Source organism: Pseudaquabacterium inlustre, assembly GCF_038066595.1.
GTDB lineage: Bacteria > Pseudomonadota > Gammaproteobacteria > Burkholderiales > Burkholderiaceae_C > Pseudaquabacterium > Pseudaquabacterium inlustre.
The window spans coordinates 34171-47034 of record NZ_JBBUTH010000006.1; the positions used below are offsets into that span (position 1 = coordinate 34171).

Sequence of the window (12864 nt, forward strand, 5' to 3'; positions counted from 1 at the left end):
ACTGCTTACTTGTCGAGGCTCTTGCCGATCAGGCGCACCAGGAAGATGGCCACGATGTTGGCCAGCAGCACCGCGAACAGCGCCCCGGCGCTGGCCACGCCGGCGTCGAAGTTCAACAGCGCCTGCTTGAAGATCAGGAAGGCCACGTTGGTGCTGGCATCGCCCGGGCCGCCACCGGTGGTGGTGAAGATCTCGGCGAACACGCTCAGCAGGAAGATCATCTCGATCATCACCACCACCGCCACCGGCCGCGCCAGGTGCGGCAGCACCAGGTAGCGCAGCTGGGCGAACCAGGTGGCGCCGTCCATGCGTGCGGCCTCCATCTGCTCGCGGTCCAGGCTTTGCAGCGCGGTGATGAAGATCAGGCAGGCAAAGGGCAGCCACTGCCACGAGACCATGATGACCACCGCGGTCATCGGCCAGTCGGCCATGAAGTCGACGGGCGTGGCACCGAAGAACTGCGCGATCTGGGCGAACACGCCATAGATCGGGTTCATCATCATGTGCTTCCACATCAGCGCGTTGACCGTGGGCATCACGAAGAACGGGCTGATCAGCAGCATGCGCACGATGCCGCGGCCGGGAAACGGCTCGTTGACCAGCAGCGCCAGGGCGACGCCGCCCACCACGCTGATCGCGATCACGCTGCCGATCAGCAGCAGCGTGTTGACCACCGCCGTGCCGAAGGACGGATCGGTGATGAAGAACTCGTAGTTCGCCAGCCCGATGAAGCCGCTCTGGTCGGGCTGCATCAGGTTGTAGCGGATGGTGCTGAAGTACAGCGTCATCACCAGCGGCACGATCATCCACAGGAAGAGCGTGACCACGGCGGGCGCCTGCAGCAGACGCGGCACCAGACGGGGTGCGGCTTGGGCAGCGGTAGAAGACATCGGGCGACCCGGAAGAAGGAAAGGAGTCGGGCACAGCACCAGGCTGTGCCCGACGGCTCACAGGTGATCAGCGGGCGGCCGAGGCCGCCATCCGATCACTTGTAGTAGCCGGCTTTCTTCATTTCGCGGTCAGCGGTGGCCTGGCTGGCCTTCAGCGCGGCGTCCACCGTGCTCTTGCCCGACAGCGCGGCGCTCATCTGCTGGCCCACGGCCAGACCGATGGCCTGGAACTCGGGGATGGCGGCGAACTGCACGCCCACGTACGGGCTCTTGGGCAGGGTGCTGTCGTTCGGGTTGGCGCTGTCGATCGCGGCCTTCTCGGCGGCGGCGAACTTGGCGGCCTTCTGGAACTCAGGCGAGGCGTAGGTGCTCTTGCGCGTGCCGGTGGGCACGTTGGCCCAGCCATTGGTCTTGGCGACCAGCTGGATGTAGTCCTTGCTGGTGGCCCACTGGATGAACTTCTGCGCCTCGGCGGCCTTCTTCGAGCCGGCGGGAATCGCCAGGTTCCAGCTCCACAGCCAGTTGGCGCCCTTGGGCGTGGCCTTGGTCGGGGCGTTGGCGAAGGCCACCTTGTCGGCCACCTTGCTCTGCTTGGGGTCGGTGATGAAGCTGGCGGCGATGGTGGCGTCGATCCACATGCCGCACTTGCCGGCGTTGTAGAGCGACAGGATCTCGTTGAAGCTGTTGCCGGCCGAGCCCGGGGGGCCGTAGTTCTTCAGCAGGTCGACGTAGAAGGTGATGGCGTCCTTCCAGGGCTTGCTGTCGATCTGCGGCTTCCAGCTCATGTCGAACCACTGGCCGCCGTAGGTGTTCACCAGCGTGCTCAGGAAGGCCATGTTGTCGCCCCAGCCCGGCTTGCCGCGCAGGCAGATGCCGTACACGCCGTCCTTGGGGTTGTGGATCTTCTTGGCCAGGTCGGCGATCTGGTCCCAGGTGGGCTTGTCGCCCACGGTGACGCCGGCCTTGTCGGCCAGGTCCTTGCGGTACATCAGCATGCTGCTCTCGCCGTAGAACGGCGCGGCGAACAGCTTGCCGTCGATGGACAGGCCGTTGCGGATGGCCGGCAGCAGGTCATCCACATCGTAGGCGGCGTCGGTCTTCAGCTCTTGCAGCCAGCCCTTCTTGCCCCAGATCGGCGCCTCGTACATGCCGATGGTCATGATGTCGAACTGGCCGCCCTTGGTGGCGATGTCGGTGGTCACGCGCTGGCGCAGCACGCCTTCTTCCAGCGTCACCCACTTCAGCTTGATGTCGGGGTTGGCGGCCTCGAAGTTCTTGGCCAGCTTCTGCATCTCGATCATGTGGCCGTTGTTCACGGTGGCGATGACGAGTTCGGTGGCGGCATGCGCGCCGGTGGCGGCCAGCGAGGCCAGGCCGACGGCCAGGGCGAACGAGAGCTTGGACAGCTTCATGGTCTGTGTCTCCTCAAGGGGGGAACGAAGGTCTTGGCAGGTGGCGCGGCGCAGGGTCCAGTTGCACCGACGACAGGGCGCAACGATAGGCCCGCAAACAGCGGGAATCGGTACTTCACCCGGCTGCTTGTGTACTTTCTTGCATCGAAAACCTAGGGTTTTCCTTGAATCGATGCAAAAGCGTATCGGCCTTCAGCCCGCCGGCCACTGCACCGACACCGCCAGCCCGCCCAGCGCGGCCGAGCGCCCGGCCGTCACTGCCGCGCCATGCACGTCGGCGATGCGCCGCACAATCGACCAGCCCAGGCCACTGCCGTCCTGCCCGTGGCCCAGCACGCGGAAGAAGCGCTCGCCCAGCCGGGCCAGGTCGGCCTCGGACAGGCCGGGGCCGCTGTCGTCCACCCGCAGCTGCACCCCCTGCCCCGGCGCCGCGGACAGCACCGACACCTGCACCGCCGCACCGGGCGGGCTGTAGCGCAGTGCGTTGTCCACCAGGTTGCGCAACAGCACGGCCAGCAGCGTGGCGTCGCCCGGCACCGGGCACGCCGACGCAGGCGCATCGAGCGCGATCTGCCGGTCTTGCGCGATGGCCTCGGGGGCGGCGTCGGCCACCACCTGACGCGCCAGCGCCACCAGGTCCACCGGCTGCAGGGCCGGCGCGTCGGCAGCCGCCTCCAGCCGGCTGAGCGTGAGCAGCTGCGCCACCAGGCGCGTGGCGCGGTCGCAGCCGTCCAGCGTGGCGGCCAGGGCCTGGCGGCGCTCGGGCTCGCTGCTGGCGCCCAGGGCCACCTGGGCCTGGGCGCGGATGGCGGCGATGGGCGTGCGCAGCTCGTGCGCGGCGTCGGCGGTGAAGCGGCGCTCGCCCTCCACCAGCGCGCCGATGCGCGCCAGCAGCGCGTTGAGGGCCTGGACCATGGGCTGCATCTCGGCCGGCGCGTCGGGCAGGGCCACCGGCGCCAGCGCCTGCGGCTCGCGCTGCGCCAGCTGGGCCTGCAGCTGGCGCAGCGGCGCACTGCCGCGTCGCACCGCCCACCACACGCCCAGCGCCAGCAGCGGCACGGCCAGTGCCGCCGGCGCCAGCAGGCTGCGCAGCACGGCCCGCACGATCTCGCTGCGGGCAACCATCTGCTCGGCCACATAGACCTGGATGTCGTGCTCCGCGCCGCGGGTGGCGAACACGCGCCAGCGCAGCCCGTCGCGCTCGACGGTGTGGAAGCCCTGGTGCCGCGCCACCACCGCCTCGGCCAGCAGCGGCTCGGCCGGCGCACCGGCCGAGCGCAGCGCCAGGCGGTTCTCGTGGAACACCTGGAAGGCGACGCGCGGCGCGTAGCGGTGCAGCACCGGCGCATCGATCGCGCGCTCGTCGCGGCCCTCGTGCGCATCGTCGAGCTCGCGCGCCTGCTGCGCCACCAGCAACGCGGCGGCCTGGGCCAGGTGGCCGTCGAGCAGTTCGTCGAGCTCATGGCCGGCATCGCGAGCCACCAGCACCGCCGTGGCCAGCCACACCGCCCCCACCAGGGCCAGCACGCCCAGTGTCAGGCGCGCCTGCAACGATCGCGGCGCCATCACGGCCGGTCCGCGGGCCGCTCACGCGGCATCAGGTAGCCCACGCCGCGCACGGTGCGGATGGCGGCGCCACCCAGCTTGCGCCGCAGGTGGTGGATGTGCACCTCGATGGCGTTGCTCTCCACCTCCTGCCCCCAGGCGTAGAGCTGCTGCTCCAGTTGCTCGCGGCTGAGCACGCGGCCGGCGGCCAGCATCAGCGCATGCAACAGGTCGTGTTCACGCGGCGCCAGCGCCACTGGCTGGCCGGCCTGGGTGACGCTGCGGGCGGCCGGGTCCAACGCGATGTCCTGCACCCGCAGTTGCTCCTGCGGCGCCCCGGCCGATCGGCGCACCAGGGCGCGCAGCCGGGCGGCCAGCTCATGCAGGTCGATCGGCTTGACCACGTAGTCGTCGGCGCCGGTGTCCAGGCCGCGGATGCGGTCGGGCACCGCGTCGCGCGCGGTCAGCACCAGCACCGGCAGCGTGATGCCGGCCTGGCGGATGGCGGCCAGCACGTCCAGGCCATCGCGCCGCGGCAGGCCCAGGTCGAGCACCGCAGCGGCATAGGGTTCGGCGCGCAGTTCGCGCTCGGCGGCCAGGCCGTCGCGCACCCAGTCGACCTGGAAACCCAGCTGGCGCAGGCCGGCGCGCAGGCCGTCGCCCAGCAGTGCGTCGTCTTCGGCCAGCAGGATGCGCATGGGCTCAGTATCGGGTGTGGCGCGACGGCGGCACCCACGCTGGCTCAATCATCGTCGCCTTGCGAGTGCGCGGCGGTGATGTCCGCGGCCGGCGCGCTGTGCCACTGCCAGGCCCAGAAACCCAGCACCGCGGCCAGCACCACGGCGGCCACGCCACGCCAGGGGCGGCGGATGGCGTCGCCGGCCGCGCCGGACTGGCGGCCATCGACCATCGCGCGCACCAGGTTCTCGCGGTGCAGCCGGCTGCTGACGACCACCGCCGCCACATGCACGCCCACCAGCGCCAGCAGGCCATTGGCCAGGGCCTCATGCAGTTCTTCCAGCGCGTGGCCACCCAGTTCGTTGTACAGCGCCCAGCCCGAGGCCGTGAGCAGCGCGCTGCCGCCCAGCAGGGCCAGGATGGCCAGCGCGCCGGCCGGGTTGTGGCCGGGCGTGTGCGTGCCGTGACCACCCAGCAGGCCGCGCAGGTAGGCCAGCACCGCCGCCGGCCCGCGCACGAAGCTGGCAAAGCGCGCATGCCGCGTGCCGACCAGCCCCCAGACGATGCGAAACGCCACCAGCCCGGCCAGCGTGTAGCCGGCGCTCACGTGCAGCAGGCGCCAACGCTCGCTCTCGGCCGTCAGCCAGGCGGCGGCGAAGCTGGCCACCATCAGCCAGTGCGTGACGCGCACCGGGGCGTCCCACACCAAGACCCTGCGATGGCGGCCGGAGGCGGCCTCAGCCCCGCCGGGCCGCCCCAAGGGGCCGAGCGCCCCCTCAGGGGGCCGGAGCGCAGCGACGTGGGGGCTCGGCTCAGCGGGGGATGCGGATGTCGTGTTCATTGAAGCTTCCTTGGTCGGCGCGCGTGTGGCACGCGGCGCAGTTGGACGGGCTCTTCACGGCCGCCAGCTTCCAGGTGGCGGCGCTCACCTCGCGGTGCTCGCGCTGGAACCAGGCACTGCGGGTGATGCGGTCGTCGGGCGGCGGGGTGGGATCGCGCCGCACGCGCTTGGCGGTGCCGGCGTTGGCCGACAGCCAGCCCGACAGTTCCTTCAGCGTGGCGGCATCCACCGAGGCATCGGTGCCGAAGTGGCACGGCAGGTTCGTCATCAGCCGCTGCCACGAGGCCGCCGGCAGCAGCCCGGGCGGATAGGCCACATGGCAGGCCGAGCACTCCTGCTTGTAGGCCGGCAGCAGCGGCACGGCGGCACTGCGCGACTCGTCGGCGCGGGCCGCGCCGGGGAGTGCCAGCGCCGCAGCGGCCAGCGCCGCAGCGGCCGGCAGCAGCCATGCCGGCACGGCGGCGCGAAAGGACATTGCCTGGGTCATCGTGGGTTCTCCTGGGTCAGGGCTTGAGCGTCAGCAGCCAGGCCAGCACGTCGGCCTTCTCGCCGGCGCTGCATTCGCGGCCCATCACGTCGTTGCAATTGCGGCGGAACCACTTCTCGGTCTTGGCCGCATCGGTGAAGCGCTCGGGGTTGAAGGCCGGGGCCAGCGCACCGATGGGCTTGCCGGTGGCGGCGTGCTTGCCCGCCTGCGTGGGTGCCTCGCCGTGGCAGCTGGCACAGCGCCATTCACGCCCCTGCGGGGTGGTGAAGAGCTTCTGCCCGCGCGCCGCCGAGGCCGGCACGCCAGCGGCAGCGGTGTAGCCGGCCAGCAGATCGGCCGGCGTGGCGGCCTGCACCGGCGACAGGAGTGGCGAGGAGACGGCCAGCAGCAGGCCCGCGGTGCGGAGGAAGGTGGCGCAGTTCATGACAGGCATCGTGCGCGCCGGCGCTTAGGGCTTTCTTAACCCTGAGCCCGTCGCGGCGGCCGAACTGCGCGAGCATCCCCCCGGTTTTCAGCGCAGCGCCGCGCACTGCCCGCCCGCACACTGGCTGAGCCATGGCCCACACCCCACCACCCCACGCCACGCTGGCGCCGTATGCGCCGCCCTCCCTGCCCCGCACGCTGCTGGCGGTGGGCCTGGCACCGCTGCTGGTGCTGCTGGTGTTCGCGCTGGTGGTGCTGCGCGTGATGGACGTGGACACGGCCTTCGCCTGCTTCATGGCCAGCGCCGTGTGGGTGGCCGCCGAGATGCACGCCTGGCAGCGCGCCACCGACGGCTACAACGCCGAGTACGTGCAGCGCCACCTGGTCTGGCGCAGCAGCGACACGCTGGCCGATCTGGCCGGCCAGTCGGCCACCTGCCCCGCCACGCGCGAGTTCGTGCTGCGCTACCTGGCCGACGACCGCGTGCTGCGGCCCGACGGGCCGGTGATGCAGTAGAGCAGCCTTGCGGTCGGCCCGCCGCGCGGCCCGCCGGCAGCGCCGCCGCCCGGCACCTCAGCCTTCCACCGGCACACCCAGCATCAGGCTGCGGTGCACCGGGTTGCGGTGCAGAAAGCTGTCGCGAAACGCCTCGGGCACATGCGGCAAGGCGGCCCGGATCCAGCGGCAGCCTTCGGCTTGTGCTGCGGCGGCCAGCGCGGCGTCGCCCACCGCTGCAGCCGTCTCGTGCACCAGCCAGCAGTAGCTGCTGTGATCCAGGTCCAGCAGGGCCGGCTCGCCACCCGGGCCCCAGGCCTCAGCGGCCAGGGCGCGCGCATACTCATGCTGGCCCAGGCGCGCGCAGCAATGCGCCTGGCGCGCCAACGCATGCCGGCGCGCTGGCAAATCACTCGCGGCCAGGGCCTCCTCAGCCACCTGCGCTGACAGCGCCAGGCCGTCGTCGGCCGGCAGATGCGCCGCCAGCAGCAGATGCAGCGCACGCCGGTCCATGGCCGACAGCCGCGGCCCGAAATCAGCCAGCGCCTGCCGCAGCCGCGGCAGTACTGCATCGCCACGCTGGTGCGCGATGCGGCACGCCACCATCACCCGCATCGCGGCGCGGCCGGCATCGTCGTCATCGCCCAGCGGCGTCAGCACCTGCAGCGCGCGGGTGTGCTGGCCCAGGCGCAGATAGACCACGGCCAGGCGGTGCTCGGTGATGATGCGCCAGCCCGCCGGACCGCTTTGGCGCCAAACCGCCAGCGCCGATTGCAGCCGCTCAATGGCCTCGGCAAAGCGCCCGCGGGCCGCATACAGCGCGGCCAGCTGCACCATTCCCGACATGGCCGACACACTCTCGGGCCGGCCCAGGCGCTGCCACAGCACCAGCATGTGCTCGCCGGCCCGCAGCGCCTCATCGCGCTGGCCCAGCGAGCCCAGGCAGACCATGCGGTTGTTGGCCTGCTCCAGCGCCTCGCCCAGCTCGCCCAGAGATTCGGCCAGCCGCAGCGTCTGCTCGAAGGCCTGCAAGGCGCCCGCATAGTCGCCTGCCTGGTGCAGCGCATAGCCGTGCGCGCCGAAAAAATCCAGCCGTGCACGAGGGTCGGCCACCGCCTCGATCCGGCCGAGCATGCCGCGCAGCAGCGCCAGGCCCGGCGCCACGCGCCCATTCAATACCCTGGCCAGACCCAGCCAGCCCGCAGCCCTGAGTTCGGCCGCGGCATCGGACAGCTGCCGGGCCAGCACCAGAGCCCGCTCGGCCACCGGCAGCGCTGCATCGGCATCCGAGGCATTGATGGCGGCACGGGCCTGCGCCTGGGCGATCAGCAGATGCTGCTGGTCGTGGCGCGCCAGCGCGGCGAGGCTGGTAATGCGCTGGTGCAGGCCCTGATCGGTGTCCAGCAACAGCGCCACGGCCAGGCCGCAGTGCAGATCGGTCCACTGCGCCTCGGGCTCGCCGGCCTGTGCCGCCGCGGCGGCCGCGGCATCGTGGAAGGCCAGCGCCTGCTGCAGCCGGCCACGCAAGTGCGCAGCCTGCGCCGCGGCACGGTAGGCCTGCGCCGCCTGGGCAAAGCAGGCGGCGGCGGCCCAGTGCAGCGCCACGCGCTCGGGCGGTGCCGCCGCATCGGCCAGCGCCTGGGCCAGGCGCTGATGCAGACGCACCGCCAGCGCCGTGGGCAGATCGGTCTGCACGGCCTCGGCCACCACGTCGAAGGCACGGCCGTCGTCGTCCAGCACCTGGGCTGCCGCCAGCTGGCGCCTGGCCTCGGCCAGATCGGGCCCGTCGAGGCCGCAGGCCTGCAGCGCCACGCCATCGGGCACATCGCCACCGGCCAGCGCCAGCACCTGCAGCAGGCGCTGCGCCAGCGGCGGCAGGTGGCCGACGCGGCGCACCAGCAGCGCGCGCAGCCGGGCATCCAGGCCGGCGGCAGCATCGGCGGCCGCCGCCACGCCGGCCTCACGGGCGCCACGGGCTTGCGGCACGCGCGCGCCCGGGCCCTGGCGCAGCATCTCCAGCACGATGTACGGATGCCCGCCGGTGCGTCGCAACAGCGACTGCACCTCGGCGGCCGGCGCTTGCGCCGTGCCTTGCTGCAGGCTGGCCAGCAGATCGGCCAGGCCTGCGGCATCCAGCGGGCCCAGATGCAGATCGAGCACGCTGGCGGCCACCGCAGGCGTCGGCACCGGGGCCGTGGCTGAAGTGGGGGACGCCGTTGCGCCGGCGCGATCAGACCGGGCCGCTTGCGCATCCGCGTTCATGGCACCCTGGCGGGCCAGCAGCCAGCGGCTGAGCACCGGGGGCACAGATTGCGAGCGCACCGCCAGCACCACCGGTGGCAGGCCGGCGGTGCCGGCCAGATCCAGCCATGCCAGCAGCAGCGCCAGCGACGGGTCATCGGCCCATTGCAGGTCGTCCACCACCAGGCAGGCGTCGCTGCGCCGCGCCCAGGGCGCCAGCAGCGCGGCCAGGGCCTGGGCCAGGCGCCGCGGCTGTTCGGCGCCCGGCGCCGCCGGGCCCCAACCCCACTGCGGCGGCGCCACCAGCGCCAGCGACTGGATGGCTTCAGCGGGCTCAGGCACCGCCAGGCCCAGGGCGCGCCAGGCTTCCAGCCAGGCCAGGGCCAGCGAATAGGGTAGGTGCCGTGCCTCGGGCGCCGGACGCAGCACCAGCGCACGGGCATGGCTGCGGCCGAAGTCGCCCACCAGCCGGCTCTTGCCGATGCCCGGCTCGCCGCGCACCAGCACCGGCAGCCGGGCATGGGCGGCTGCCTGCAACCGCGCCCACACTGCGTCGCGCCCCACCAGCCGCGGCGGCCGCAGCAAGGCCACGGCCGGCGTGAGCGCGCCCGCAGGCGCACGCCCTGGCAGACGTGCTGATTCCACCAGGCGTGCCAACTGCTCGGTGTCATCGTCGGGCGCCAGCCCCAGATGGGTGCGCAGGTGCACGCGGCAGCGCTCGTATTCGGCCAGCGCCTGGCCGCGGTCGCCCAGCAGATAGAGCAGGCGCATGCAGCGGCGCACCGCGCGCTCGCTGGCCGGCTGGGCCGCGCGCAGGCGCTGTGCGATGTCCAGGGCGGCCGTCAGTTCGCCCTCGCCCTCCAGCGTGTCGGCACGCGCCTCCAGCGCCGCCACGCGGGCCTGCAGCCAGCGCTCGCGCAGCGCCAGCAGGCGCTCGGACAGCGCCTCGCCCGGTGGATGGTGATGCCCGGCCAGCAGCAGAAACTCGGACGGCGAGGCCGACGCGCCAACCAGTTCAGCCGTGGCATGCAAATCGTGCGCCACCCCATCGGCCAATTGCAGCGCACCATCTTCGCTCACCAGCGCATGGCCCACCACGCGACGCAGCCTGTAAAGCCGCTGACGCAGGCTGCTCAGGGCCTTGGCCTGCGGCACGGCCGGCCACAGCAGCGCGGCCACATCCTGACGCGCCTGCGGGCCATCCAGCACCAGCAGCGCCAGCAGCGCGGCGTCGTGCCGCTCCAGCATCACTCGCCCGCCATCTGGCAACAGCACCGCCGGCGCACCCAGCAGCACCAATGTCGGCGCTCTGTTCGCCGATCGAATCGAACCTCCCAACGTCAATCCTCCCCGTACTCACTTTCCCCAAATCTAACGCGTCAGTCACGCACGCTGTGGATAGTCAGACAAAACGTCCCGACCTCCTGGCCGAGGAGACTCACGATGATCGCTCAGGGAATGTGACGCGTCATGAAGTCGAAATGGTCTGAAAGGCTGTGCTGCGCGGGCTTTGCGGAATGCAAACGGGACCTGCCGTGCAGCGCGCAATCCAACGCGTAATCAACAGCGTTCGCCAACTCAGGATTGGCTTGGTCAAAGGCCAAGGGTGACAGACGTCGCGTCACTCGCTCCGAATGGCGGGGCCTTGGAACCGTCCTGCCATGCCCTTCCCCGCATTCGAGTGCCACGAATCTAACGCTGCAGTCACGCATCGCCGATCACCATTGCTTGCGAACCGGAGCCATTCGACTTGCGTGCGCTCTGCCTCCATTGGGCAGTCGCCCCACGTTGTTTGCCACTTCCCAGTTTCAACCCACAGGCACCTCACTGGCACGGTGCCCCACCGCCCGACCAAGAGAAAGCATCCTGACCATGGAAGTTCCGCGCACCTCGAACACTCTTGCCTCGTCGAATCTTCGTCGCCGCCCCTCACCGCCTAAAGATCGACTGACCGTCTCTTGCAGTTCGAGTCGCGGCATCGGCATCGTGCTGGCGCTGTCGATTGGGCTGAGCGGCTGCAACACCATGCCACTGGCCAGCGCAGGTGCTGGCGCAGCCAGCACGGTTGCCAGTGGCAGCGGTACCGGGGGCTGCAGGCCACTGGTTGAAGCGCAACAAGCCACGGTGGGCGGCGCAATCGCTGGCGGGATCATCGGGGCAGCACTCGGATCGCAACTGTCCAACAAGCCATCGGTTGGCGCTCGCAACGGCATGCTGCTGGGCGCATTGGCTGGCGGACTGGCCGGTTCTCAGTTTGGCAGCAGCATCAAGACCACACAGATGCCCGATGGTTCGGTGAAGCTGGACATCCCAGGCTCGGTGCTCTTTCCCAGTGGCAGCTATGCAGTCAGCGAGGGATTCAAACCCACGCTGAATCAGGTCGGCCAGGTGATTCGTGAGTATTGCGGTCTGACGGCCGAAGTGGTCGGACACACCGACAACGTCGGCGCAGCAGCGGAGAACCAGAAGCTGTCAGAGAACCGCGCGTCGTCGGTGGTCAGCTATCTGCGCAGCACCGGCATCGATGGCAGCCGATTGCGAGCCGTGGGCTATGGCCACTTGCGGCCTGTGGCCGAGAACACCACGGAGTCTGGTCGCCAGCAGAACCGCCGTGTCGAGATTCTGGTCAGGCCGCCGGCCTGAGCGTCATCTTGGAACGGCTCGCCGGGCGGATGGCAATGGCCGGCCAACAGGTTGAACTCGGATGGCGAAGCCTGGGTATCGTCCGGAGCGGCCTGCGGGTTCAAGTCATGTACCACGCCATCGGCCAACTACAGCGGCCCATTGTCAGTCACCGGCGCATTCCCCACCGCACGGCGCAACCTGAACAGCCGCTGGCGCAGGTTGGCCATGGCCTTGGTCTGCGGCATGGTCGGCCACAGCAGCGTGGGTACGTCCTGCCGTGCCTGCGGGCCATCCAGCAGCAGCGCCATCAAGGCCGCATCGTGTCGCTCCAGCGCCACGCAGTCGCCGCTGGCCGATACCACCGCTGGAGAACCCAGGAGCACCAATGTCGGCGTCTCTTGCGCCAATCCATTCGAGCCACCCAATTCAGGACTCCCCCTTGTTCTGATGCCGTGAATTTAACGCGCCAGTCACGTATCCCTCGCGATCATTGCTGGTGGGTGGGCGTGCGGGTTGCGTGCGGGGTCCGCATCGACCCGATCATGGCCTGAGGCCGCTCGTCAAAAAGCTCAGGGAGGGAGTTCAGATGTCCGTCAAGTTCACCGGCATTTTCCGGTTTCAGGTATTGTCCACAGCTTGCGCCAGACGTGCGGGCTGCCATGCTCGATCGGGTCCGGGCCTGCGCCCGGCATGGCGCTGGCATGCCATCGCGCTGGCCCTGGCCACATGGCAATCGCCGGCCATGGCCATTGACTATGTCTGGCAGGGAGGGGGTGGTCTGTGGTCCGACAGCAGCAAGTGGACGCTGCTGGGGATTCCAGGTGCCCAGGACACGGCATTGATCAGCGGCAACGGTGTCTCCGTGATCCTGGACGGCAACGTTGACGTGTCCGGGCTGACCCTGAGCGGCGGCGCCACGCTGAAGGGCACGGCCACGCTGAGTGCTCAATCACTGGTGTTCAACTCAGGCACGCTGTCGTCGGGCACGTTTCTGACCGGCGGCACGACGAACGTGCAAGGTGCGACCAACTTCAATGGCCAGGCCAACCAGGCCCTCGTGTACAGCTACACGCTCAACCTCAACGGCGACAGCACCTGGACGGCAGGCAACGGCCGCATCAGTGTTGAATCGGGCTACTCCTCGGGCAGCACCTCCTACCCCAGCAGCGTGCTGCACATTGCCAGCGGCACCACCTTCTCTGACCTGGGTGCTGCCAGCAGCGCCGG

At 70.4% G+C, this 12864-nt stretch carries 12 protein-coding genes; 3 read left to right on the top strand and 9 right to left on the bottom strand.

What is annotated here, in order from left to right; translation table 11 throughout:
* Positions 1-5: 5 nt before the first annotated feature.
* From AACH10_RS11600 to AACH10_RS11630, 7 genes are all read right to left on the bottom strand, one after another.
* Positions 6-890 carry a carbohydrate ABC transporter permease gene (locus tag AACH10_RS11600; RefSeq protein ID WP_341410576.1) on the bottom strand — a complete coding sequence of 295 codons (885 nt, stop codon included), beginning with the start codon at positions 888-890 and terminating at the stop codon, positions 6-8.
* Positions 891-985: 95 nt separating this feature from the next.
* Positions 986-2302 carry an ABC transporter substrate-binding protein gene (locus tag AACH10_RS11605; protein WP_341410577.1) on the bottom strand — a complete coding sequence of 439 codons (1317 nt, stop codon included), beginning with the start codon at positions 2300-2302 and terminating at the stop codon, positions 986-988.
* A 192-nt stretch (positions 2303-2494) separates the two neighbouring features.
* Positions 2495-3868 (bottom strand): ATP-binding protein, encoded by a 1374-nt coding sequence (locus AACH10_RS11610; RefSeq protein WP_341410578.1) that lies wholly within the window; start codon positions 3866-3868, stop codon positions 2495-2497.
* The gene (locus AACH10_RS11615) at positions 3868-4545 is read right to left on the bottom strand and encodes a response regulator (RefSeq protein ID WP_341410579.1); all 678 of its coding nucleotides are present in this window, start codon (positions 4543-4545) and stop codon (positions 3868-3870) included. The genes AACH10_RS11610 and AACH10_RS11615 overlap by 1 nt, the downstream gene beginning before the upstream one ends.
* A 44-nt stretch (positions 4546-4589) precedes the next feature.
* A complete protein-coding gene (locus AACH10_RS11620) occupies positions 4590-5231 on the bottom strand; it encodes a cytochrome b/b6 domain-containing protein (RefSeq protein ID WP_341410580.1) in 642 nt (213 codons plus the stop codon).
* 106 nt (positions 5232-5337) lie between these two features.
* Positions 5338-5853 carry a diheme cytochrome c gene (locus AACH10_RS11625; protein ID WP_341410581.1) on the bottom strand — a complete coding sequence of 172 codons (516 nt, stop codon included), beginning with the start codon at positions 5851-5853 and terminating at the stop codon, positions 5338-5340.
* A gap of 16 nt (positions 5854-5869) precedes the next feature.
* Positions 5870-6277, bottom strand: a complete 408-nt coding sequence (locus tag AACH10_RS11630; protein WP_341410582.1) for a DUF1924 domain-containing protein — start codon at positions 6275-6277, stop codon at positions 5870-5872.
* A 131-nt stretch (positions 6278-6408) separates the two neighbouring features.
* On the opposite strand from AACH10_RS11630, the gene AACH10_RS11635 reads away from it, so the two are divergent.
* Positions 6409-6792: a hypothetical protein gene (locus tag AACH10_RS11635; RefSeq protein ID WP_341410583.1), complete on the top strand. Its 384-nt coding sequence runs from the start codon at positions 6409-6411 to the stop codon at positions 6790-6792.
* A 57-nt stretch (positions 6793-6849) separates the two neighbouring features.
* On the opposite strand, the gene AACH10_RS11640 is transcribed toward AACH10_RS11635, so the two are convergent.
* Entirely contained in the window at positions 6850-10260 is a 3411-nt protein-coding gene (locus tag AACH10_RS11640) for an AAA family ATPase (protein WP_341410584.1), read from the bottom strand.
* A 624-nt stretch (positions 10261-10884) separates the two neighbouring features.
* Here AACH10_RS11640 and AACH10_RS11645 point away from each other — a divergent pair.
* Positions 10885-11655: an OmpA family protein gene (locus tag AACH10_RS11645; RefSeq protein WP_341410585.1), complete on the top strand. Its 771-nt coding sequence runs from the start codon at positions 10885-10887 to the stop codon at positions 11653-11655.
* 128 nt (positions 11656-11783) lie between these two features.
* On the opposite strand, the gene AACH10_RS11650 is transcribed toward AACH10_RS11645, so the two are convergent.
* The gene (locus tag AACH10_RS11650; RefSeq protein WP_341410586.1) at positions 11784-11945 is read right to left on the bottom strand and encodes a hypothetical protein; all 162 of its coding nucleotides are present in this window, start codon (positions 11943-11945) and stop codon (positions 11784-11786) included.
* A 278-nt stretch (positions 11946-12223) separates the two neighbouring features.
* Here AACH10_RS11650 and AACH10_RS11655 point away from each other — a divergent pair.
* Positions 12224-12864, top strand: a 641-nt coding sequence (locus AACH10_RS11655) for a hypothetical protein (RefSeq protein WP_341410587.1), incomplete at its 3' end; no start/stop codon positions are given.